Source organism: Streptomyces sp. NPDC060232 (assembly GCF_042726555.1).
GTDB lineage: Bacteria > Actinomycetota > Actinomycetes > Streptomycetales > Streptomycetaceae > Streptomyces.
Window position 1 is genome coordinate 214,193 of the sequence record NZ_JBHXAG010000006.1, and the last position, 22,440, is coordinate 236,632.

22 protein-coding genes are annotated in these 22,440 nt (G+C 73.3%); 3 read left to right on the forward strand and 19 right to left on the reverse strand.

The features are described 5' to 3' along the window. Positions 1-64: 64 nt before the first annotated feature. The 4 genes from ACFWFZ_RS12130 to rdmE are packed head-to-tail and all read right to left on the reverse strand — an operon-like array spanning position 65 to position 5,010. Complete coding sequence (locus ACFWFZ_RS12130; protein ID WP_387120426.1) at positions 65-1,348, reverse strand: activator-dependent family glycosyltransferase; 1,284 nt, start codon at positions 1,346-1,348, stop codon at positions 65-67. A 27-nt stretch (positions 1,349-1,375) separates the two neighbouring features. Then, positions 1,376-2,533: a P450-derived glycosyltransferase activator gene (locus tag ACFWFZ_RS12135; protein ID WP_387120666.1), complete on the reverse strand. Its 1,158-nt coding sequence runs from the start codon at positions 2,531-2,533 to the stop codon at positions 1,376-1,378. Between the two features lie 24 nt (positions 2,534-2,557). Further along, positions 2,558-3,355 (reverse strand): phytanoyl-CoA dioxygenase family protein, encoded by a 798-nt coding sequence (locus ACFWFZ_RS12140; protein ID WP_387120429.1) that lies wholly within the window; start codon positions 3,353-3,355, stop codon positions 2,558-2,560. A gap of 47 nt (positions 3,356-3,402) precedes the next feature. Next, on the reverse strand, positions 3,403-5,010 hold the full coding sequence (gene rdmE, locus ACFWFZ_RS12145; RefSeq protein WP_387120432.1) for an aklavinone 12-hydroxylase RdmE: 1,608 nt from the start codon (positions 5,008-5,010) through the stop codon (positions 3,403-3,405). A 167-nt stretch (positions 5,011-5,177) separates the two neighbouring features. Here rdmE and ACFWFZ_RS12150 point away from each other — a divergent pair, with 167 nt between their 5' ends. Continuing rightward, positions 5,178-6,485: an activator-dependent family glycosyltransferase gene (locus ACFWFZ_RS12150; RefSeq protein ID WP_387120435.1), complete on the forward strand. Its 1,308-nt coding sequence runs from the start codon at positions 5,178-5,180 to the stop codon at positions 6,483-6,485. A gap of 94 nt (positions 6,486-6,579) precedes the next feature. Here ACFWFZ_RS12150 and ACFWFZ_RS12155 read toward each other — a convergent pair whose 3' ends face one another. The 11 genes from ACFWFZ_RS12155 to ACFWFZ_RS12205 form a co-directional block, all read right to left on the reverse strand. Continuing rightward, complete coding sequence (locus ACFWFZ_RS12155) at positions 6,580-6,981, reverse strand: helix-turn-helix transcriptional regulator (RefSeq protein WP_387120438.1); 402 nt, start codon at positions 6,979-6,981, stop codon at positions 6,580-6,582. Next, the gene (locus ACFWFZ_RS12160; protein WP_387120440.1) at positions 6,974-7,828 is read right to left on the reverse strand and encodes an ABC transporter permease; all 855 of its coding nucleotides are present in this window, start codon (positions 7,826-7,828) and stop codon (positions 6,974-6,976) included. The genes ACFWFZ_RS12155 and ACFWFZ_RS12160 overlap by 8 nt, the downstream gene beginning before the upstream one ends. Next, a complete protein-coding gene (locus ACFWFZ_RS12165; RefSeq protein ID WP_387120669.1) occupies positions 7,825-8,709 on the reverse strand; it encodes an ABC transporter ATP-binding protein in 885 nt (294 codons plus the stop codon). Before ACFWFZ_RS12165 ends, ACFWFZ_RS12160 begins: the two co-directional genes overlap by 4 nt. 202 nt (positions 8,710-8,911) lie before the next feature. Then, positions 8,912-10,198 carry a P450-derived glycosyltransferase activator gene (locus tag ACFWFZ_RS12170; RefSeq protein WP_387120443.1) on the reverse strand — a complete coding sequence of 429 codons (1,287 nt, stop codon included), beginning with the start codon at positions 10,196-10,198 and terminating at the stop codon, positions 8,912-8,914. 61 nt (positions 10,199-10,259) lie between these two features. Next, the gene (locus tag ACFWFZ_RS12175; RefSeq protein WP_387120446.1) at positions 10,260-11,033 is read right to left on the reverse strand and encodes an SDR family NAD(P)-dependent oxidoreductase; all 774 of its coding nucleotides are present in this window, start codon (positions 11,031-11,033) and stop codon (positions 10,260-10,262) included. Continuing rightward, the gene (locus ACFWFZ_RS12180; protein WP_387120449.1) at positions 11,026-12,360 is read right to left on the reverse strand and encodes an activator-dependent family glycosyltransferase; all 1,335 of its coding nucleotides are present in this window, start codon (positions 12,358-12,360) and stop codon (positions 11,026-11,028) included. Before ACFWFZ_RS12180 ends, ACFWFZ_RS12175 begins: the two co-directional genes overlap by 8 nt. Then, on the reverse strand, positions 12,360-13,313 hold the full coding sequence (locus ACFWFZ_RS12185; RefSeq protein WP_387120453.1) for an aromatase/cyclase: 954 nt from the start codon (positions 13,311-13,313) through the stop codon (positions 12,360-12,362). Before ACFWFZ_RS12185 ends, ACFWFZ_RS12180 begins: the two co-directional genes overlap by 1 nt. Before the next feature lie 31 nt (positions 13,314-13,344). Further along, complete coding sequence (locus ACFWFZ_RS12190; protein ID WP_387120456.1) at positions 13,345-14,130, reverse strand: SDR family NAD(P)-dependent oxidoreductase; 786 nt, start codon at positions 14,128-14,130, stop codon at positions 13,345-13,347. A 14-nt stretch (positions 14,131-14,144) separates the two neighbouring features. Beyond that, entirely contained in the window at positions 14,145-15,365 is a 1,221-nt protein-coding gene (locus ACFWFZ_RS12195; protein WP_387120459.1) for a ketosynthase chain-length factor, read from the reverse strand. Then, positions 15,362-16,642: a beta-ketoacyl-[acyl-carrier-protein] synthase family protein gene (locus ACFWFZ_RS12200; RefSeq protein ID WP_387120462.1), complete on the reverse strand. Its 1,281-nt coding sequence runs from the start codon at positions 16,640-16,642 to the stop codon at positions 15,362-15,364. The genes ACFWFZ_RS12195 and ACFWFZ_RS12200 overlap by 4 nt, the downstream gene beginning before the upstream one ends. Next, on the reverse strand, positions 16,642-16,992 hold the full coding sequence (locus ACFWFZ_RS12205) for an antibiotic biosynthesis monooxygenase family protein (protein ID WP_387120465.1): 351 nt from the start codon (positions 16,990-16,992) through the stop codon (positions 16,642-16,644). The genes ACFWFZ_RS12200 and ACFWFZ_RS12205 overlap by 1 nt, the downstream gene beginning before the upstream one ends. Before the next feature lie 249 nt (positions 16,993-17,241). On the opposite strand from ACFWFZ_RS12205, the gene ACFWFZ_RS12210 reads away from it, so the two are divergent. Continuing rightward, on the forward strand, positions 17,242-17,676 hold the full coding sequence (locus ACFWFZ_RS12210) for a SnoaL/DnrD family polyketide biosynthesis methyl ester cyclase (protein ID WP_387120469.1): 435 nt from the start codon (positions 17,242-17,244) through the stop codon (positions 17,674-17,676). Positions 17,677-17,717: 41 nt separating this feature from the next. Continuing rightward, positions 17,718-18,338, forward strand: a complete 621-nt coding sequence (locus ACFWFZ_RS12215; protein ID WP_387120472.1) for a DsbA family protein — start codon at positions 17,718-17,720, stop codon at positions 18,336-18,338. A 53-nt stretch (positions 18,339-18,391) separates the two neighbouring features. Here ACFWFZ_RS12215 and ACFWFZ_RS12220 read toward each other — a convergent pair whose 3' ends face one another. From ACFWFZ_RS12220 to ACFWFZ_RS12235, 4 genes are all read right to left on the reverse strand, one after another. Next, positions 18,392-19,285, reverse strand: a complete 894-nt coding sequence (locus ACFWFZ_RS12220; protein WP_387120476.1) for an alpha/beta fold hydrolase — start codon at positions 19,283-19,285, stop codon at positions 18,392-18,394. A 70-nt stretch (positions 19,286-19,355) separates the two neighbouring features. Next, positions 19,356-20,417 carry a methyltransferase gene (locus ACFWFZ_RS12225; protein ID WP_387120479.1) on the reverse strand — a complete coding sequence of 354 codons (1,062 nt, stop codon included), beginning with the start codon at positions 20,415-20,417 and terminating at the stop codon, positions 19,356-19,358. After that, on the reverse strand, positions 20,414-21,619 hold the full coding sequence (locus ACFWFZ_RS12230; RefSeq protein ID WP_387120482.1) for an acyl-CoA dehydrogenase family protein: 1,206 nt from the start codon (positions 21,617-21,619) through the stop codon (positions 20,414-20,416). Before ACFWFZ_RS12230 ends, ACFWFZ_RS12225 begins: the two co-directional genes overlap by 4 nt. Then, positions 21,616-22,395, reverse strand: a complete 780-nt coding sequence (locus tag ACFWFZ_RS12235) for an NAD-dependent epimerase/dehydratase family protein (RefSeq protein WP_387120486.1) — start codon at positions 22,393-22,395, stop codon at positions 21,616-21,618. The genes ACFWFZ_RS12230 and ACFWFZ_RS12235 overlap by 4 nt, the downstream gene beginning before the upstream one ends. Positions 22,396-22,440 lie beyond the last annotated feature (45 nt).

Genomic DNA, 22,440 nt, shown 5'->3' on the forward strand with positions numbered 1-22,440 from the left:
GGCACGGATCTCGAAGCGCGCACGAGGAGCACTGGTCCACCGGCTGGCCGGACCGGCGCACCGGTCATCCGCGGTGCCGGTGCTCCCTGGTCATCGCCTCAAGGACCGGGACGATGTCGTTGGGCGTCGGCATGGCGAGGATCTCCTCGCGGAGCGCGCCGGCCCGTTCGGTGTACGAGGGTTCGTCGAGCAGCCGGAGGATCTTCTCGCGGAGCACCTCGGCGGTCAGGTCGCGGGCGGAGACGGCCAGGGTGGTGCCGGACTTCTCGTATTCCTCGCCCATGTCCTCGCTCACCCATTCGTAGCCGACGATGACGACCTGGGGCACGCCGTGCAGGTCCGCGGTGGCCTTCGTCTGGTAGCCGGCGTGGTGCACGATCACCGAGCACGACGGCGCCAGCTCGGCCAGCGGGACGAAGTCGGTGGTGCGGATGTTCTCCGGCAGGTCGGGCAGGGCGTCGAGCTGTGCCGGGTCGAGGGCGGCGATGATCTCGACGTCGAGTCCGGCCAGGCTCTGGAAGAGGGCGGCGAGGGTGTCGTCGAGGCGGAACCGCTCGGACTCCTCACTGGTGATGGAGGTGCCGAGGGTGATGCACACCCGGCGGCGCTCCGCCGGTTCGCCCAGCCACCTGGGCACCACGCAGCGCCCGTTGTAGGGGACGTAGCGCATCGGGACGGTGGGCAGGTCGAGCTCCTGGCGCAGGCGGGCGGGCCGGGTGTCGACGACCCACTGGCCCGTCAGCATCGTCTCGTCGAACCGCCGGTCGCTGCCGAGGCGTTCGAGGGTCCAGTTCAGCCACTCGGCCGTCGGGTCCTCGCGCAGCGGCTCGGGCTGCCGGTCGCGGTGGCGTACGAAGTGTCCGCGGGTGACCATCTGCAGGGCGAGTTCGGGGCCGGACACCAGGCGGGCGTGGGCGGCGCCGGTCGCGACGGCGACGACGGCCCCGGCGATCGAGAAGCTCTCCCAGATGACGAGGTCGGGCTGCCAGCTGCGGGCCGCCTCGACGAGCTGGTCGATCTGCGCGTCGTTGTTGAGCGGCTGGTAGAGCGCGGGGACGACCATGTTCTCGTAGGAGAGGTGGTCCTCCCAGGTCGCCTTGGAGGGGTCCTGCTTGCTGGTGCCGATCTCGTTGAAGAGGGAGATCGCCTCCTTCTGGAAGCCGTCGAGCTGCTCCCAGAGGGTGGGCGACTGGATCGGCACGGCGGTCAGGCCGGTCTGGGTGACGGTGTCGACGAGGCTCTCGTTGCAGGCGGCCCGCACCTCGTGGCCCGCGGTGCGCAGGGCCCAGGCCAGCGGGACCATCTGGTGGAAGTGGTTGCCCTCGATCGACGTGAACAGGACTCTCATCGCCGGGTTCCTTTCTGTGGGCGCCGGTCAGCCGGTGGTGAGGGGGCAGCCGAGCAGGTGCCTCGTCACCGGTGAGCGGCGGCTTCGCAGGTGGCCGGCCGACCGGCGCGGGCGCGGGCCGGCGGCCGCCAGTGCGCGCAGGACCGCTTCCGCCTGGGCGCGGGCGAACGGCCACGTCACCCGGTGGTACAGAGCGGGGGCCAGTGCTTCGGCGGGGCGGCCGGTGACGAACCGGTCGGGGGCGTCGAAGACCTCGGGATCGCGGTTCGCCGCGGCGACGAGCACCACGACCCGCCCGCCCGCCGCGACGCGCTGTCCGGCGAACTCGGTGTCGGCGAGGGCGACCGCCGGATGGATCTGCACCGGGGGGTCGTGGCGCAGTACCTCGGCGACGACCGGGGCGGCGTGCGCGGGGTCGTCGGCCAGCCGCGACCACTGGGCGGGGTGGTCCACCACCGCCAGCACGGCGCCGGCGGTCAGGCGCGCCGCGGTGCGCACCCCCGCGGTGGCGAGCAGGACCGCGGCCTCCTGCGGGCCGGGCCCGGGACCCGGGCCGGTTGCAGGGGCTGCGAGGAGTTCGCGCAGCCGGCCGACGGCGGCCACCGCCCGCCGGGTGGCGTCCAGCGGCTGCGGGCACAGCAGGCCGTCGAGGACGACCCCCGCGGCGGCGCAGGACCGGGCCAGCTCCCGGCGGTCCGCCCCGGCCGGCCCGAGGGTGGCGGCGAGCAGGTCCACGGCCACGACCTCCGCGAGGTCGGTGACGAGGTCGAAGTCCGCGGCCAGGCCGCCGACCACCCGCTCGCACACCGCGTCCACCGCCGCGGGGGTGACGGCGTCCCGTACGTGGCCGCGCAGGTGTTCGTACCGCGCGGCGTCCCCGCCGAGCCCGGCGCCGTGCACCGGGACGTGGGCCTCCTCGTCCGTCAGGGGCCGGTGCGGCCACGTCCCGCCCAGGAGCTCCGCGGCGAGTGCGTGGTCCGCCGTCACCCAGGCGCCCGTGGCGCTGCGCCACAGCGGGCCGAGCGCGCGGATCCGCTCCTGGGCCGGCCGGGGGTCCTCGGCGTGGCCGCGCAGGAGGTCGGCGTACGGATCGCCCTTGACCTGCTGGAGCCACAGCTCCCCGTTGGCCCGCTGGAGCCGTCTGCCCAGCTCTTTGATGTCCGTGCGGTTCCATGTGCCCTGCATGACGCTCACCTTCGGCGGTCTCCTCTAGAGAAGGGGGAACTTCTCGTTGTCCAGCGGGTCCCCGGGGGCCATGTGGGAGATGTGGGCGTCCTCGGTCCCGGGCCGGTAGGTGGCGCCGTCGTCCATGTAGACGATGCCGTGGCCCATCCGGGGGTTGTCGGTGAGGTTCGCCCCGGCCATGTGCACGGTGCGGCAGTGGTGGAAGGCGACGTCTCCGGCCCGCAGCGGCACGGTGACCCGGGGGTGCCAGTCGTAGTCCGGCCAGATGTCGGCGATGGGCCGGTACTCGGCGAAGCTGGTCATGTGGATCTGCCGCTCGGCGTCGTCGCGCAGGTGGGAACCGGGCAGGTACGTGAGGCAGCCGCTCTCGGCCGGTACGTCGACCAGCGCGACCCACGCCGTCAGCGTCCGGTCGATGCCGTGCAGCGGGAGGCCGGTCTCGTCGTCGTGGACGATCGTGGGCAGCGTGTTCAGCTTCTTCCGGCCGGACTTGAGGAGGATGTCGGTGCTGTAGAGGCGCAGCGGGCCGGCGGCGAGCCGCTTGGCGATGCCGGTGATCGCCGGGTGCAGAGCGAGGTCGCGCAGCGCCTCGTGCTTGAGCCAGGCCTGGGCGACGAAATGGACCTGCACCTCGTCCTCGCCGGCGCCCCAGACCTCCGGGCCGAAGCGGGCGAGCACTTCCTCGGAGGCGGCCCTGAACCGCTCCACCTCGGAGGCGGAGAGGACCTGGGGGATGCGGACGAAACCGTTCTCCCGGTAGTGGCGGCGGGCCTCGTCGGTGAGGAGGTCGCCGGCCGCTACCGGGGCGCTTCGGGCCGTCATGGCGTGTTCGCTCCTTCGTCGTGGTGGTGGGAACGGGGGCGTCCCGGTCAGCGGGACAACACCCGGGTGAGGGCGTCGCGCAGGGCGGCGGCAGGGTCGTCGGGCCGGGTGGCGGTGCGCCAGGCCACGACGCCGTCGGGCCTGATGAGGCTGGCCCCGCCGGTGCCGATGCCGAACCGTTCGGCGAGCTCGCCGTCGGGGTCGTCCAGACCGGTGGCCGGGCCGTGGACCTCGACGGGGACGCCGAGGTCCCGGCTCACGCCGCGGGCCCATCCGGTCCAGCCGGCGCCGTCCGCCCCGGTCATCAGCAGCCAGCCGGAGCCGAAGAGGTCCACGGTGGAGATCCGCTCGCCCGCCCTGCGCACCCACACGTGCGGCATCCGGAATCCGGGCCGGCCGGAGGGCCGGGCCGGGGACTCGACCCGGGCGGGGTCGTCGTCGTCGATGACGACGGCGTCCGAGCGGTACCGGAAGCCGAGGATCACCTCGGCGTAGCCGGCGGGCTCCGCCATGCGGTCCTGCAGGTGCGGGGCGAGCCGGGAGGCGTAGAGGGCCATGGACTCGTCCATCACGAGCCGGGCCACGAGGCCGCGCTCGGGTTCGTAGCTGTCCAGCAGTCCTGGGCCGGCCTGGCCGGTGAGGACGGCGGACAGCTTCCAGGCCAGGTCGTATCCGTCGCCGATGGCCGTGTTGCCGCCGAGCCCGCCGGTGGGCGGTACGACCTTGGCCGAGTCGCCGACGAGGAACACCCGGCCGGCGCGCCAGCGTTCGGCGATGCGGGCCGCCATCTCCCAGCGCTGGACGTCCAGCACCTTGGGCTCGAGCTGCGGTGCGTCCAGGCCGGTGCGGATCAGATCGAGGCACCGCTCGGGGGTGAAGTCCTCGGCGGATTCGCCGCGTTCGGGGTCGTACTCGACGAGGAAGGTGTGCCGCTCGGGCCGGTCGCTGCCGATGAAGATGCCGCTGAAGGCGGGGTTGCGCAGGTAGTACAGTCCGGACGCGTCCGAGGTGAGCACCTCGGACAGGTCGGCTTCGAAGATCATGCCGACCACGTGGGACAGCGAGCCGTAGCCTCGGCGGGCGATGCCGAGCCCCTCCCTGACGGGGCTGCGGTCGCCGTCCGCGGCCACCAGGTAGCGCGCCCGTACGGTGGTCTCCGCCCCGCTCTCGCGGTCGCGGAGCAGCGCGGTCACCCCGTGCGCGTCCTGTTCGTAGGAGACCAGCGCGGCGGCGAACCGGATCCGCGCGCCGTCCCGGCGGGCCCGGTCCAGCATCAGCGGTTCCAGCTGGTCCTGCCAGGCCAGCGCCCACGGCATGGGGGAACAGGGCGCGGTGGTGGCGACGAGGTTGTCGAACCCCTCCTCGAAGGTGCCGAGCACCTCGCCGCGTACGGTCTCGGCGACGCGGGTCGTGAAGTGGCCCTTGGCGCCGCGGTGGTCGGTGGCGGCCTGTACCTGTTCGGCGATCCCGCCGAGCCGCAACAGCTCCATGGTGCGCGGGTTCTGGCCGATCGCCCTGGGGTGGATCGACGTCGTCGGATGCTTCTCGGCCATGAGCACCGCCGCGCCCAGCCGGGCGAGGAACATCGTCGTGGACAGGCCTCCCAGGCCGGCGCCCACGACCAGTACGTCTAATTCCTTGTCAGATGTGGCCATCGTCTTCTCCCGCGTCGGTGGCGGCCGTCCTGGCGGACCTCCGTTGCCCCGGGCCGAGACTCGCCGGTGGGCTTCGAAGTTCGCTGGAGGCCCGTCGGCGCGGGCTCGTGCGGGGCTGCGGGAATCCTCGAGCGCCGTACGAAGCGGCACCGGCAGGGTGACCTCCCATGCGAGTGCTGTTCACGCCGTTCCCGGCGAGCACCCACGTCCACACCCAGGTACCCCTGGCGTGGGCGATGCGGGCCGCGGGACACGAGGTCCGTGTCGCCACCAGGCCGGACGTGGTCGAGGACATCAACAACGCCGGCCTGACCGCGGTCGCGGTCGGCGGGGTCCTCGACGTCGCGGCCACGATGAATCCGGAGTACACCGACGAGCCCGACGAGATACGCGACGAAGCGTGGCTGGACGTCCTCGACATCAGCGAGACCCAGCCGGAGAAGCTGACCCTTCCCTATGTCCACGGGGTGCTCACCGCGTGGACATCGTTCGTCTACCAGAACACCCTGCCCGACGACGCCACCGGGGAACTGATCGACTTCGCCCGGTCCTGGCGGCCCGACCTGGTCGTCTGGGACACCATGTACTACCCCGGCGCGCTCGCGGCGCGGATCAGCGGCGCGGCGCACGCGCGGCTGATGTTCGGGCTGGACCTGGTCGGGCTGATGCGGCAGCACTATCTGCGCGGGCTGGCGGCACTGCCGCCGGCGCTGCGGGAGGATCCGCTGGAGGAGTGGATGGACCGGATCCTGCGGCGGTACGGCCGGGAGTTCACCGAGGACCTGGTCGTGGGGCAGTGGACGATCGATCCCGTTCCGCCGTCGCTGCGGCTGCCCGTCGACCTGCCGTCCGTGCCGGTGCGCTACGTGCCGTACAACGGCGAGGCGACGGTCCCGGGCTGGCTGCGGGAGCCGCCGCCCCGCCGGCCCCGCGTGTGTATGACCCTCGGCAGGTCGTTCCGCGAGGTGGTCGGCGCCGACCGGGCGTCAGCGGGCGACCTGCTGGAGGCGGTGGCGGACCTGGACGTGGACGTGGTCGCGACGTTCACCGCGGACCAGCTCGATCCCGGCCGGCGGGTGCCGGACAACGTCCGGGTCGTCGACTTCGCACCGCTGGACGCGCTGCTGCCCACCAGCGCGGCAATCGTGCACCACGGGGGTTCGGGCACCCTCCAGACCGCGCTGGCGCACGGCGTGCCCCAGGTGATGGTGCCGGCCAAGATGTGGTGCAACGTCCCCAAGGCGCAGCGGGTGCGCGACGCGGGGGCCGGGCTGTGCATCGATCCGGAGGAGCTGACACCCGGGGGGCTGCGCGCCGCGCTGGTCCGGGTGCTGGGGGAGCCGTCGTTCCGCGCGAACGCCGAGCGGCTGCGCCGGGAGGTCCTCGCCACGCCGTCGCCGGCCGACATCGTCCCGGTGCTGGAGCGGCTGACCGCCGAACACCGGTCGCGCGGCCCGGCACCCGCGGCGCGCTGAACCGTGCGGACGGGGCACCCGGCCGGGAGCACGGCTCGGGGCCGTCCGCCTGCGCGCAGGGGCACGCGGCGGACGGCCCCGGCTTGGGCACGTCCTATGCGGAGGGAGTGCTCCCGATCCGGGGGAACGGGGAGGTCGAGAAGATCACCTCGACCGGTACCTCGAAGTACTCCGCGATCCGCAGGGCGAGGTGCAGGCTGGGGCTGTACTCGCCACGCTCCAGGTAGCCCACCGTCTGGTAGTGCACCCCGAGGGCGTCGGCGAGCTGCCTGCGCGTGATGGCGCGCTCGACCCGCAGCACGGCGATGCGGTTGTGGACCGTCTCGTTCCCGGCGCCGCCGCGCGGACGGCTCTGCTCGCCGGCGGAGCGCCAGCCCGCCGCGGGCGTGTCGGCGCCGGAGCCGGACCGCGGGGCAGCCGCCCCGGCCTCCGGCTCCGCCGCCGACGTGCCCCGGCGCGCCGGCGCGCGCCTGCTGCCGGTTTCCTTGTCACCCAACGCGCTTCAATGCCTCCTGTTGCCGGGCCTCGACCTTCGAACCCGTCTCGCCGCGCACCGTACGGCCCAGGACCCTCGGTGCGATCACCAGCGCGACGACGGCCCAGGCGAGGAGCACGACCGCGGTCATGGGCCTGCGCCAGGAGTCGCCGAGCTCGACCGCGACCGCCGCGTCGGGCAGCAGCGCGGCGCGGGTGCCCAGGCCCACCCAGTACACGGGGAACAGCTGCGCAATGCCCTGGAGCCAGCCCGCGAGCGAGGTGATCGGGTAGAAAATACCCGAGATCGCCATCAGGCCCATCGTCGGGAAGATGCCCCACGTGTTGGCGCCGCGCGGGTTCTTCACCATCGCGCCGATGATCAGGCCGATCGGCAGGGTGGCGAGCAGCCCGAGGGCCAGTACCCAGACCAGGTTCAGCCACTTGGCGAGGTCCCCGGTCATCAGGTCGTCGAAGAGGAACACGCTGGGCACCAGGATGATGACCAGGGTGAGCAGGGTGCTCAGCGCGATGCCCAGCACCCGGCCGGCGATGTAGCCGACGAGTCCCTGCGGTACGGTCCTGGCCCGCAGCAGCGTGCCGTCCTCCCGCTCGGCCGCCAGCGCGAACGCCGCTCCGCCCAGGGCCTGGAAGGCCAGCAGTCCGCCGATCATGCTCGGCATGGTCAGCGTGGCCAGCGACAGGTCGGTGCCCTCCACGGTCGAGTTCCGCATGAAGAACAGCACCCCGAGGAAGACGCCCCCGAGGAAGAGGTAGTAGACGATGTCGCCCGGCGAGGTCACGCTCTGCCGGAACTCGGTCCAGCCGCGGCGCAGACCGAGCCGTACGGCGTAGAGGGTGGGGTTCATCGGCCTGCCTCCCTGAACGCGGCGACCGCCTCTTCGGACCGGCCGGCCTCGTGCTGACGGACCATGGTCATGTACGTGTCCTCCAGGCTGGCCCGGCGCACCTCCAGGTCGCGGACCCGGTCGCCGTGCTGCTTGAACAGCTCGTGGACGAACGTGCTGGCGTCGGGGGTGGCGTGGACGAACTGCTCGCCGTTCAGGCTCCAGCGGACCTCGGCCTTGCCCGACGTCTGGCGGGCGAGCTGGTCGGCGCTGCCGTCCGCGACGATCTGGCCGCCCGCGAGGATCAGGATGCGGTCGGAGAGCTTCTCGGCCTCGTCCAGGTCGTGCGTGGTGAGCAGGATCGTGGTGTCCTCCAGGTCGGACAGCCGGTGCACGACGTCGTGGAAGTCGCGGCGCGCCTTGGGGTCGAACCCGACGGTGGGCTCGTCCAGGAACAGCACCTCCGGCCGTCCCACGATGCCGATCGCGACGTCCAGGCGGCGGCGCTGGCCGCCCGACAGGGATCCGATCTTCTGGTCCGCCTGCTCCTCCAGGCTGACCATGGAGATCAGTTCGTCCACGTCGCGCGGTCGTGGCCGCTCGGGCGTGGAGTAGGGCCGGTAGAAGTCCCCCAGCTGGGCCAGCAGCTCGCGGACCCTCCACTTGCCGTGGTCGCGCCAGGACTGGAGCACGACGCCCAGCCTGGCGCGCCACTCCTCGTCCCCCCTGGCCGGATCGACGCCGAGCACGCTGACCTCGCCCGCCGAGCGTGTCCGGAACCCCTCCATGATCTCGATGGTCGTCGTCTTCCCGGCGCCGTTGGGCCCGAGCAGAGCGAGCACCTCACCCCTGCGGACGCTGAAGTCGACGCCGTTCAGCACGTCTTTGGACCCGTACCGCATACGCAGTCCGCGGATGTCGATCACTCGTTCGCCTGCCGAGTCGTCCGGCGCTCCCGCAGCCCGGTTCGCCTCGCGCAGATCACTTAACTCCGCCATAGGTCCCTACCTTTCGATCAGACCTGTGAGATCAAAGATAGTATCTCTACTACGACCCGTACAAGTCACATGACCAAAGGGTTCGTGACGCACCGTGAGGACCGGCTCAGCGGGCGACGGGCAGCTCGATGACCGCCCCGGTGACCCCGGACCGCAGCCGCCGCAGGACGGGCCCGGTCCGCCGCAGGCCGGGCGCCTCGGCCGCGAGTACGCGCAGCCCGGACTCCGCCAGGAACCGCACCAGCGGGGCCGGCAGCGACGTGGGCAGGCCCTCGGCGAACGCCAGCCGCTCCCCCGTCCGCCCGCGGGCCGGATCGAAGGCGGCCGGATCCGCGTGCACCGCCGCGTCCCGGCCGGCCGCCTCGACCGCCACCACGACCTGGCCGCCCGCCGCGACGGCCGTCCCCGCCAGTTCGAGGTCCCGGGCCGCGTACAGGGGAACGAGCCGGACGGGCGGCGCGTGGCGCAGCGTCTCCTCGACCACCGCCGGCGCGAGCCCGGGGTCCTCGCGGAGCGCCCGCCACACCGCAGGGTGGTCGAGCAGCTCCGCCACCGCGCCGCAGTACAGGGTCGCGGCCAACTCGGGTCCGACGAGGGCCAGCAGCATGCACACCGACCGCACCTCGTCCTCGTGCGCCGCCGCCAGCAGGGCGCTGACGAGGTCGTCCCCGGGCCTCTCCCGCCGCCGCGCGATCAGGCCGGTGAGCAGCGAGCGCATACCCTCGACGGAGGCGATCAGCTCGCGGGCCGTGCGCAGGTGCGGCGAGCACACCGTGGCGTCCAGGAGGCCCGCGGCGCCCCGGCACAGCGTCGCGAACCGGTCGTGCTCCTCGTCCGGTACACCGAGGAGCTCCGCCACGATCCGGGCGGCGACCGGGTCGGCCACCTCCGCCCGCAGGTCGAAGCCGCCGCCCGCCGCGTCGAGGGCACGGCGCAGCGCCCCCTCGGCCACCGGCCGCCACCGCTCCAGGGCCTTCGCGCCGAGCAGGGGTTCGAGCAGTTCGCGCACCCGCTCGCAGTCGGCCCGGCCGGCGGTCAGGAAGACCTCGTCGAAGGGCAGGATCTCGCGCAGCGCGGGCACCTCCCAGGGCATGGGCTCGCGCTGCCCGCCCTCGTCCGGAGCGGCGGCCGCGTCCGCGTCGGGGTGCCGGACGCTCAGCCGCGGGTCGCCGAGCGCGGCCGCGGCGACCTCGTGATGGGCCGTCACCCAGGCCTCGGCGCTGCTCCGGTACAGCGGGCCCCGCTCCCGGATCTGCTCACCGAGCCGGTGCGGGTCGTCGCCGGCGGCCCGCACGAGCAGGGCGTACGGGTCGTCCTTCGTGCCGATGATCCACTGGACGCCGCGGTGCGTGAGCAGCACCCGGCCCAGCTCGCTCTCGTTCATGGTCGCCATCTGCCGAACTCCGCCTCTCCGGGGGCCTGCGGCCCCGTCCCGATATGGGGGTCATGCCGGTTCATGTCAGGGACAGCCCGCCGTCGACCGGCAGTACGGCGCCGGTCAGATGGCGTGCCCCGGGCCGGGTGAGGTGCGTGACCCACCAGGCGATCTCCTCGGGGGTGCCGACCCGGCCCTGCGGTGTCAGCGCGCCCACGTGCCGGAGCATGCCGTCGTAGTGTTCGGCCGACATGCCCGCCCGCTCCGCGAAGCCGGAGTCGACCAGCCCGGGGGCGACGCCGACGGCCCGGATGCCGCGCGGTGCGAGTTCGACGGCCCAGCTGCGGGTGAGGAAGTCGAGGGCGGCCTTGGCGGCGCCGTACACGCTGTTGCCCGGCCAGGCCCGGGACCCCCGCGCACCGGACGAGCCGATGTTCACCACGGTGCCGCCGCCGTCGGCGGCCAGGGCGTCGAGCGCGGCCCGGGTGAGGAGCACGGGCACCGCGAGGTTCGTGCCGAGCTGGACGGCCACCTGCTCGGGGTCGACGTCGGCGAGGGCCCGGTGGCCCAGCGCCGCCGCGTTGTTCACCAGGACGTCGATCCCGCCCAATTCGCGCACCGCGGTCTCCACGACCTGGCCGGGCGCGCCGGCCCGGGTGAGGTCGACGGCGAGCGTCCTGATCGTGTCGTACCCCTTGGCCGTGGCCGCGAGGTCAGCGGCGGTGCGGCCGACGACGAGGACGGCCGCGCCCTCGTCGGCGAAGGCGTGCGCGATGGCCCTGCCGATGCCGGAGCCGCCTCCGGTCACCACGACCGACCGCGGGGCCGGGGGCGGGGGTGCTGCGTCAGACATGGTTCCTCACAGGATCGTCGTGGTGCGCGGGTCCTTGCCGGTGTTCGGCGGTGAGCTGCTCCAGCAGCGGGACGATGTCCCGGGGGGACGGGGTGGCGAGCGTCTCCAGGCGCAGCCGCTCGGCCGCGGACGCGAACGACGGCTCGGTCAGCACGCGGGTGAGCGCGTCGCGCAGGGCGGCCGCGGTCAGGTTCCGCGCGTCCAGGCCCAGTCCGGCGCCCGACCGTGCCACGAGGTCCGCACGGATCGCGTTGTCCCACATGGTGCCCGGCACCAGGACCTGCGGGACGCCGTACAGCAGGGCGGTGTGCACCGTGCCGGACCCGCCGTGGCTGACGAGCGCCGAGCAGGTCGGCAGCAGCACGTCCATCGGGACGAATTCGACGGCGCGGACGTTGGGCGGAAGGCTGCCGACGTCCCGCAGCTGGCGGGCGTCGAGGGTGGCGACCACCTCGACGTCCAGTCCGGCCACCGCCTCGATCAGCTCGCCGACGGACGCCTGGTCGCCGCCCATCACCTCGCGGTGCGAGACCCCCAGCGTCAGGCAGACCCGGGGCCGCCGGGGTGCCTCGCGCAGCCAGTGCGGAACGCTGCCCCGGCCGTTGTAGGCGACGCAGCGCACGGGTACGTACGGCAGGTCCGCCGGGAGCCGCAGCGAGGTCGGCACCGGGTCGACGGTCCACTGGCCGGTCACCAGATCCTCGGTGAACTCGCCGCCGTAGCGTTCCATCACCCAGCCCAGCCACTCCCGCATGGGGTCCTCGCGCAGCGCGGCGGGCCTGCCGCGCACCTGCGCCAGATAGCTCTCGCGCATGCGGCCGACGAGGTCCAGGCCGAACATCAGCCGGGCGTGCGCCGCACCGGTGACCCGGGCGGCGACGGCTCCGGCGAAGGTCAGCGGATCCCAGATCACCAGGTCGGGACGCCAGCCGCGGGCGAAGCCCACCAGATCGTCGATCATCCCGGCCGACGAGTAGTTCTGGAAGACCGCCGAGGTCATCGCGGTGAACACGCCGTGCATGTGGTCGTACGTCAGCTTCTCCGCGCGCAGTTCGTCCATCGCCAGCAGCAGCTGGGCGTCCGGGGCGTCCTCGTCGTAGGCGTCGCGGCCCGCGTCGTCGCGTTCCCGTAGCTCCTCCATCAGCCGCTCCTCGCCCAGCTCGCGGCCGACCGGGACCGCGGTCAGACCGGTGCGGGCGACGACCTCCACGAGGTCGGGGTGGCTGGCCAGGCACACCTCGTGGCCGGCGGCCCGCAGCGCCCAGGCGAGCGCGACCTGGGCGTGGACGTGGTTGCGGGCGCCGAAGGTGGTGAACAGGACCCGCATCAGCGCTCCCGTGCCGCTCGCTCGGCGTACTCCTTGGCGAGCAGCATGGTCGCGGTGCTGTTGCGGCCGAGCGCGTCGCGGACGAACGTGCGCGCGTCACCGACCGTGGCGCCCTCGCCGAGGACCGGGACGACGGCGTCCCGGTTGAGGACGACGGTGTGCGTCGAGGTGACGGTGCACCCGGAGGGGCTCTTCGCGATCCGCCAGCGGCCGTTGTGGACGGTCATCAGGGCGGGTGTCCTGAGCTGCTTGTAGACGATGGTGTCGGAGGGGAAGCAGACCCGTACCGACTTCGTGGTGTGGACGGCGCCGTTCGGGGTGAGCGTGTCCATCTCCAGCAGCTGGAGGTTCGGGGTGCCCTCCTCCAGCTCGACCCGGTTCACGTGCGGCAGCCGCTCCTGCCACTGCCGGGCGTCGTAGAGGAAGTCGTACACGTCGGCGGGATCGCCGGCCACCTCCACCCCGTCGTCGAACTCGAACGACAGGCCGTCCTCGCCGGCGCCGGGGGTCCGCTCGGCGGCACGCCGGAGGGCTTCCAGTTCCGCTTCGCTGTTGCGGTCGACGGCGCGGGTGATCCACTCGATGCCCTCCGGGTCGTCGTCGACGGCCCGGAAGTCGTGGGTCAGGCGGACCAGGGAGGCGGTGTCCGACAGTGGTTCGATGGTCCATGCGCCGCCCATCGCGGCGACCGGCGGCTGGGACACCTCCTGGCGGAAGCCCACCCGCAGGCCCCCGGGGTCGAGGACGCGCCGCGAGGTCCATGTCTTGACCGCGTCGTTGGCGGTCGCCCAGATGCGGATGCGCTCCTCGCCCGCGGCCCGTTCGAGGACGTCCACGTGCACGGTCGGGGGGAAGACCCGCGGCCACGCCTCGACGTCCGCGATCAGGCCGTAGACGGTGCGGGCGGGTGCCCGCACCGTGATGCGGTGTTCGGCTCGGTGGTTGTTCGTCATGGTGCGGGTCTCCTGGTCCTCGGACGGGCCGTCAGTAGGTGCCCAGTCCGCCGCAGACGTTGATCGCCTGCGCCGTGACGGGTGCGGCCTGGTCGGTGACGAGGTAGCCGACGAGGCCGGCCACCTCCTCCGGGGTGGTGTACCTGCCGAGCGGGATCTTCGCCTCGAACCGTTCCAGCACGGCCTCTTCCGTGGTGTCCCAGACCGCGGCGTACCCCTGCCTGACCCGCTGGGCCATCGGCGTCTCCACGTAGCCCGGGCAGACCGCGTTCACGGTGATGCCGGTGGGGGCCAGCTCCAGGCCCAGCGCCTTGGTGAAGCCGACGACGCCGTGTTTGGATGCGGAGTACGGGGCGCCGAGGACCACGCCCTGCTTGCCGCCGGTCGAGGCGATGTTGACGATCCGGCCCGTGCCCCGGTCGAGCATGCCGCCCGTGGTCAGCGTCTCGCGGGTCATCCGCAGGACGCTGTTGAGGTTGGTGTCGATGACGTCGAGCCACAGCTCGTCGGTGATCTGCGCCGTGGGGCCTCCCCCGCTGCGGCCGGCGTTGTTCACCAGCACGTCCACGGGGCCGTACCGGTCGACGGCGGCCCGGACGAGGGCCCCGGCCTGTTCGGTGGAGCGTACGTCGCACGCCTGCCCCGCGACCTCGTGGCCCTTGTCGCGGAGGCGTTCGACGGTGAGTGCGACGTTCTCGGGGTCGCGGGCGCAGATGAAGACGCGCTGCCCCAGTTCGCAGAGCAGGGTGGTGATGGCGAGCCCGATGCCACTGGTGGCGCCGGTGACCAGGGCGTGGCGGTCGTCTTGGGCGGACATGTCTCTCCTCGTCGTCATCGTTGGCGGGTCAGGACGGCGGCCGCGTTGAAGCCGCCGTGTCCCCTGGCGAGCACGAGTGCGGCGGACACCGGTGCGTGGCGGGGGGCGCGGACGAGGTCGATGCCGTACGCGGCGACCGGCCGGCGCACGTTGGCCGTCGGCGGGATCACCCCGTCCCGGATGGACAGCACGGCCGTCGCCAGGTCCAGGGCCGCCCCGCCGGCGCCGAGCCGTCCGGTCATCGTCTTGGGCGCGGTCACGGGAACGCCCTGCGGGCCGAAGAGCCCGCGGAGGGCCTCCGCCTCGGCGCGGTCCAGGTCGGGGACGCCTGCGGCGTCCGCGAAGACCACATCGATGTCGTCCGGTGCCAGACCCGCCTCGTCGAGGGCGAGTTCGGCGGCGCGCCGCAGGTTGGACGGGCGGCCGCTGCCGGGCGCCGGGTCGAAGGTGGACGCCTGCCCGGCGATCTCCGCGTGCCAGGACCGGACGCCGCGGGCGCGGGCCGACTCCGGGGTCTCCAGCACGAACAGCGCGCCGCCCTCGCCCGGTACGTGTCCGGCGGCGTCCTCGTCGAAGGGCAGGTACGCCCGCTCGGGATCGTCGACGGTGCTGATCCGGCCGCCGGCCAGCTGCGCGACCCAGCCCCAGGGCGAGGGGGAACCGTCGACGCCGCCCGCGATCACCATGGGGACACCGTCGCGCAGTTGGCGACGGGCCTTGGCCAGGGCGTCCAGGCCGCCGGCCTGTTCGGTGACGACCACGCCGCCCGGGCCTCGCAGGCCGTGCCGGATGGAGATCTGGCCGGTGTTGACGGCGTAGAACCAGGCGAAGGACTGGTAGGCGCTGACGTGCTCCGGCCCCTTGCTCCAGAGGTTGTGCAGTTCCCGGTGGCCGAAGGCGAATCCGCCGGCCGAGCTGGCCGTGACCACGCCCACGCCGTACTCGGGCATCGTCGCGAGGTCCACCCCGGCGTCCTTGATCGCCCATTCTGCGGCGACCAGGGACAGCCGGGTCATGTGGTCGGTCTGTGGCAGGAGCCGGCTGGGGAGGCCGTGTTCGCGCGGATCGAAGCCGGCGATCTCGCCGGCGAGCCGGCTCGGGTAGCGCTCGGCGTCGAAGTGGCTGATCCGGCCGATCGCGGCCCGACCGGCCAACGTGCGGCTCCAGTGGGAGGACGCGCCCAGGCCGGTCGGCGCGATCACGCCCATGCCGGTGATCACGGCGGTGGAGGTCATGACGCCGCCCTGTCCGGGCTGCGCAGCACCATGGCGCTCTGGAAGCCGCCGAAGCCGCTGCCCACGGTGAGTGCGGTGTCCACGGTCTGCCGGCGCGCGGTCAACGGCACGTAGTCCAGGTCGCATTCGGGGTCGGGCTCGTGCAGGTTGGCGGTGGGCGGGATGGTGTCGTGCTCGACGGCCAGGGCGCAGGCCGCGATCTCCAGCGAGCCGATCGCCCCCAGCGAGTGGCCGATCATCGATTTGATGCCGCTGACGGGCACCCGGTAGGCGTCCTCGCCCAGGGCCCTCTTGAAGGCCGCCGTCTCGTGGCGGTCGTTCTGGAGGGTGCCCGAGCCGTGCGCGTTGACGTAGTCGATGTCCCGCGGGGACACCCCGGCCCGCAGCATCGCCACGCGGATGGCCTCGGCCATCTCGCGGCCGTCCGGGCGCAGTCCGGTCATGTGGAAGGCGTTGGAGCGGGAGGCGAAGCCGCTGATCTCGGCGTACGCGTACGCGCCCCGGCGGCGCGCGTGCTCGGCGTCCTCCAGGACGAAGACCGCGGCGCCCTCGCCCAGGACGAATCCGTTCCGGGTCCGGTCGAAGGGCCGTGAGGCCTGCCCGGGTTCGTCGTTGCGCGGCGTCGTCGCCTTGATCGCGTCGAAGCAGGCCACGGTGATGGGCGAGATCGGGGCGTCGGTGGCGCCGGCCACCATGACGTCCGCGATGCCCTCCCGGATCAGCTCCACCGCGTGTCCGACCGAGTCCAGCCCGGAGGTGCAGCCGGTCGAGATGAGCGACACGGGTCCTTCCGCGCCGACGTCGCGGGCGACCTCGGCCGCGATCGAGTGCGGTACGAAGTAGTCGAAGAGGTGCCGTCCGGCGTAGGAGTCGTCCACGTTCCACAGCCGGCCGCCGTCGCTGACGACGCGGTACTCGTCCTCCAGGCTCATGGTGCAGCCCACGGCGCTGCCGATGGCGACACCGGTGCGCGCGGGGTCGAGTTCCGCGGGGTCCAGCCCGCTGTCGGCCACCCCCTCACGGGCGCTGACCAAGGCGAACTGCGCGGCGCGGTCCATCCGCCGGACCTGCTGCGGGGTCAGCCCCTCGGCCAGCGGGTCGAAGTCGACCTCGGCTGCGATCTGCGAGCGGTAGGGGCCGGGGTCGAAGAAGGTGATCCGCCTGGTGGCCGTGCGCCCGGCGGTCAGGGCGTCCCAGAAGGGCTTGCGCCCCACGGCACCCGGGGCGACGACCCCGATGCCGGTGATGACGACGCGGCGGCCCGTGGACGCGGCCATCAGGGGCCCTCCGTCGCCGCCCGCTCCGCCGGCACGTACTGCCGGGGGACGTACAGGCCGGGCTCGCTGGTGCTCAGTTCCCGCAGCCGCGCGACGTGCTGGGGGAAGGACGGGGCGCCCACCGCGGCGCGGAAGGCCCGCGTGTCGCGCCAGTGCGCGATGTTGACCCAGCGGGTCGGGTCCTCGGCGTGCCGGTGCAGCGTGTACCGCAGGAATCCGTCCCGGCCTGCGAGGTGCCGTCCGGTCTCGGCGAAGGCCTTCTCGAACTCCTCGGGTGAGGCGTGCACGGTGAATCTGTTGATGAAGGTGACCACCCCGCTCCCGCTGGGATCACGGTCGTTCGGTTGCATCTCACGCCTCTTTTCAGGTCCGGCGTCGCGCTCTGACGTTGTGGCGTCGTCCAACGTGGGCGTCGGTTCTCGCAGCCCGCTCAACACCGTCTGGATCCGGCGGTGTCGGCGGCCGGTCGGGGGTCGAGCGGTCGTGGAGACGCCGTGGAGCGGCCGTGGAGGAACGGCACCAGCGAACGTCGATCCGCTGCCGAAGGCGGTGTTGGGATGCTCGTCGGCAACGAGCACACCGAGAGCCGGAGGCACACTGTGAGTCGGAACCTCGAAGCCGTGCGGCGGTTGATCGCGGCGTACAACACCGGCAGGACGGACGACGCCGACGAGTTCATCCACCCGGAGTACCTGAATCCGGCCACGATCGAGCACGGGCTCGGTGAGGGGCCCGAGGCGTTCGCCATGGCGGTAGCCTGGGTGCGCAGGACCTTCTCCGAGGAAGCGCACCTGGAGGAGGTCAGGATCGAGGAGCGGGGCGACTGGGTGCGGGCCTACCTGGTGCTCTACGGCCGTCAGGTCGGCCCCATGGTCGGCATCGCGCCGACCGGTCGCCGCTTCTCCGGGGAGCAGATCCACTTGCTGCGCGTCGTCGACGGCAAGATCAGGGACCACCGGGACTGGCCGGAGTACCAGAGCACCTACCGCCAGCTCGGCGAGCCGTGGCCGGAGCCGGACGGCTGGCGCCGTTAGCGGGTGTCCTGCCGAGAGAGCCGTGTGAGGAGCGCCGATCGATGACCGAACAGCGGACCGTGGACTTCTGGTTCGACCCTGTCTGCCCGTACACGTGGATCACCTCGCGGTGGCTGGTGGAGGTCACCAAGGTGCGGCCGGTGACCGTCCACTGGCGGGTGATGAGTCTGTCGGTGCTCAACGAGCACCGGGACGACAACCCCGAGGGCGAGTGGGAGGACTACATGTGGGCGCCGGTACGGGTCTGCGCCGCGGTGGAGGAGCGGTACGGGCAGCGCGCGCTCGGCGACCTCTTCACGGCGATGGGCACCCGTTTCCACCTCCAGGGCGACTGGGGGAACCTGGCGGGGGCCCTGGCCGATGCCGGGCTGCCGGAGGAGATCGCGGAGGTCGCCGGTTCCACCGCGTACGACGGGGCCGTCCGGGCCTCGCACGCGCAGGCCGTGGCGCTGGCCGGCGGTGCCGTCGGAACGCCGGTGGTGTCGGTCGCCCGGCCGGGCGGCGAGCGGGTCGGCTTCTTCGGTCCGGTGGTGTCCCCCGCGCCCACGGGGGAGACGGCCGGCCGGCTGTGGGACGGCCTGCTGCTGATGGCCGGTGTTCCGGGCTTCTACGAGGTCAAGCGCACCCGGACCGGGGAGCCCCGGTTCGAGCTCGCCGACTGAAGCCGTCGGCCGGGCCACCCGCACCGTGCACCGGTGCGGGTGGCCCGGCCCGGTCACCCGCTCCGGTGTACGTGCCGCAGGACGGCCTCGGCGAGCGGCGGGTGCACCGAGCGCGGCAGCGCGTGCCCCATGCCCTCGATCTCGACCAGGTCCGCGCCCGGGATCAGGCCGGCGAGGTGGCGTCCGTGGGGCGGGGGCGCGATCGGGTCCTGCATGGCCTGGACCACCAGGGTGGGGACCCTTACGTCGCGCAGCTCGCGGGCGCGCTCCCGGGGCGGCGGCTGCACCGCGTAGTGCACCTGCGGCTCGGTGAGGGAGCCCGAGTGGTCGACGGCCTGCTGTTCCCACCGCCGGAAATCGGCCTCGTCGAAGGGGGTCTCGTCGCCGGAGAACAGCTTCCACCGGCGCACCCGCCGCTCCAGTTCCGCCTCCGGGCCGTCCACCTCCTCGTTCATGACGGCGAGCGCCCTGAGGAACCGTTCCTGCGGGAGGGGCAGTCCGTCGGCCGAGGGCTCGCCGGCGAAGGCGCGGCGGATGTTGCCGGGGAAGTCCACGTCGAGTGCCCCGCCGAGCATCAGCGACATGCTGAGCATCCGCCGCGGGTGGTCGAGGGCGACGAGCTGGCACAGGACCGTGCCCATCGACATGCCCGCGAAGTGGGCCCGTTCGACGCCCCAGCCGTCGAGCACCGCGACGGCGTCGGCGGCCAGCCGCAGGTAGCTGTACGGGCGCTCGGCCGGGTCCCAGCCGGTGGAGCGGCCCACCCCCCAGTGGTCGTAGCGGATCACGTGCAGCCCGCCGGCGACGAGCCGGTCGACGAACTCGGCGGGCCAGCTCATCGCGGTCAGGCCCCCGCCCGCCACCAGGAGCAGGGTGGGGTCGGCGGGGTCGCCGAAGTCCTCGCTCCACAGCTGCACGTCCTTCGACGTGACGATGCGTTCTGCCACTCCGGTATTCCTCTCGGCTCGCGGAACCCCTGGTTCCGTGGATCGGCGGTCGTCGTGGGCGGTGACGTGCTCAGTACGGGGCCAGCTCCCACACGCAGGAGTCCAGGGGCACGCTCGGTGAGACCAGCGGCCCGGACCGGGAGACGACGCGAAGGCCCGCGGCGTCGGCCAGGGCGGCCCATTCGCGGTCGGTGCGGACCCGGCCGCCGAGGAAGACGAGCATGCGCATGTCGAGCACGCTGAAGTACAGGTCGGAGGTCCGCGTGCCACCGGACGGGGCCTCGGCCCGCTCCATCAGGACGATCCGGCCCCCGGGCCGCAGGGCGTCGCGGCAGCGCCCCAGGATCCGCAGTGCGTCCGCGTCCGACCAGTTGAGGAGGACGAACGACAGCACGACGACGTCCGCGCAGACGGGCAGTTCGTCGAAGAAGTCGCCGGCGACGACGTCGATGCGGTCGTCCGTGCCGGCCGCCTTGATGCGCTCGCGCGCCCGGCGCGCCGCTCCCGGCAGGTCCAGCAGTGTGCCGCGGGCCCGGGGCGCGGCCCGCACGATCGCGCTGAGCAGACCGCCCGGTGCGCCGCCGACGTCGAGCACGTGCCGGGCCCGGCTCCAGTCGTACGCGGCGACGGGCGCGGCGAAGGCGGCGTCCTCGCGGCTCGTCATCAAGGTGTCGAAGGACGCCCCGAGTCCGTCGTCGTCGGACAGGTCCGTCCAGAAGGGCTTGCCGTACCGGTCGGCGTACTGCGGCCGCCCCGTGCGGACCGCCTGGAGCAGGTCGAGGAAGGTCAGGTCCGCGCGGCCGACGGCCTGGTCCAGGTCGAGCCAGGAGCGCTGCCGGGATGGGTCGTCCTCGGCGAGCAGGTCGCCGAGGCGGGTCGGTGCGTAGCGGCCCGGTCCGGTCTCCTCCAGGACCCCGGCGGCGGCCAGGTGCCGCATCAGCCGCGACAGGGCGTCCGGGTCCGTCCCGGTCGCCTCGGCGAGGGCACCGGGGCCGGTGACGCCGCGGCGCAGGTGGTCGACCAGCCGCAGGGTGGCCGCGACGCGCAGCGCCATGGGGGTCACCAGGTTCGACATCCGCACCAGGGTGTCGACGGGCCGCTCCTGCACCGGCTCGCCTTTCGTACCGCTCACGGCGTGCTGCCCTCCGGGTCGGTGCCGAGCGCGTGCGCGCTCAGGTGGTCGACGGCGTCGGCGTAGGTGAAGGGCTGCATGAACCAGCCGGCGCGGACGTCGCGGTAGTGGCGGGACAGGGGGTGGCTCGTGGTGAAGGACGCCCCGCCCATGAGGGTCATGCTGTCCTCGACGATCGCCGCCGCGGTGCGGTTGACGACGAGCTTCGCGTACTGGAAGGGCGCCATCATCAGGCGGCCGCGCTCGTCGGGGTCGACCGTGGTGCGGTGGGCGTGGTGGTCGGCGTTGACCAGGGCCGCCGCGAGCGCCGTGCGGAGCGTGTACAGCTTCACGTCGAGCTCGGCCACCAGGGTGCGGACGGCGGCGGCCGGCGCTCCGCCGCGCCGGGCGACGCCGGCGACGGCGAAGTCACGGGCCGCCTGGGCGATCCCGGCGTACACCCCGAGCAGTCCGATCGAGCTGACGGTCTGGCCCGCCATCGCGGCGTCGTTGCGGACGCCGACCGGGCCGCGCAGGAAGACGTCGGCCGCGGGCACGGGGCAGTCCCGGAAGACGACCTCGGTGCTGGCGGAGGCCCGCATGCCCATGCCGTTGAAGTTGTCCGGCGCCTTCAGGCCGGGGGTGTCGGCGGGCAGGAAGGCCGAGGCCAGCAGCGGGGGGCCCGAGGCGGGGCGGGTCTGCGCCGCGACGACGAGGTGCGTGGCGAACGGGGCCATGCTGACGAGGATCTTGCGGCCGGTCAGCCGCCAGCCGCCGTCGTCCGCGGGCACCAGCTCGGTGGTGGCGCCGGCGTCCTTGAGGGCGCCGCTGACCAGGGCCCCTCCGGTGCCCATGAGCCGCAGCAGCCGTTCGGCCAGGGCGCGCCCGGTGTCGGTGCCGTGCTCCCGCTCGTAGGACATGGTGATGCCGCGGCTGAACTGCATGTGCAGGGACAGGGCGACGGACGCGTCGGCCTCGGCGATCCGTTTCACGGCGAGGCACACGTCGTGGACGTCGGCGACGCCCAGTCCGCCGAACTCCCGTGGCACGGTCGCGCCGAGTACGCCGTCCGCGCCCATGCGGCGGACCGCGTCCAGGGGGAAGGTGGCGTTGCGGTCGTGCTCCGCGGCGCCGGCCGCCAGGTCCGGCAGGTGCCGGTCCAGTACGTCCAGCAGGGCCCGGCCCTCGGATGTGCGCGGTTCGGTGAGGTCTCCCGCCGTCATGGCGTCTGTGTCCTTTCCCTCCGGATGACGTCCGCGGGACGCGTCGCCGCCAGATATCGGTCGATGGCGGACCGGTGGTATCCCGGCCCGAATCCCAGCCGGTCGAGCCCGGGCACCAGCCGCCGCAGCTTCCGTACGGAGGGGCAGTGCTCGACGCTGTCGTCGGTGACCTCCCGGTGCGCGGTGACGCCGAGGCGGTGTTCGAGGTGGCGCACGACGGCGGCCACCTCCACGCAGTCCCCGGAGGCGACGTTCACGGTCTCGTCGCACACCCCGGTACGGAGCAGGGCGTCGACGACGGTGGTGAAGTCGGCCACGTGGAGCATGTCCCGGCGCGCTCCGCGCTGGACGCGCACCCGGCCGGCGAGGACCTGGGTGACGAGCGCCGTCAGGAGGCGGAAGCCCGGTTCGTCCGGGCCCAGTACGTAGCCCAGCCGCAGGACGAGGTGGCGCACCCCGGAGGCCCTGATGAGCCGTTCGAGGTCGAGTTTGTGCTGCCCGTAGCGGGTGGAGGCGACCTGCGGGCCGCTCTCGACGCCGGGGCCGGCGGGTTCCCCGGGTCCGCCGTACATGCTGGCGGTGGAGAAGAAGACGAGCATCCGGCCCTGCCGCAGGCAGTGCCGGACCGTGTCTTCGACGAGCGCGGTCTCACGGCGGTGCTCGGCGTCGGGCAGCGGGTGGGTGGGCACGCCCGCGGCGAGCACCGTCACTGCGGGATGTCCGGCCGTGAGCGGTGCGAGATGTCGTGCGAGGAACCCGTTCCCGATGATCTCCATCTGACAAGGCAGTCCTTCGGCTCGCTGGGGGCACCGACCCTGGCA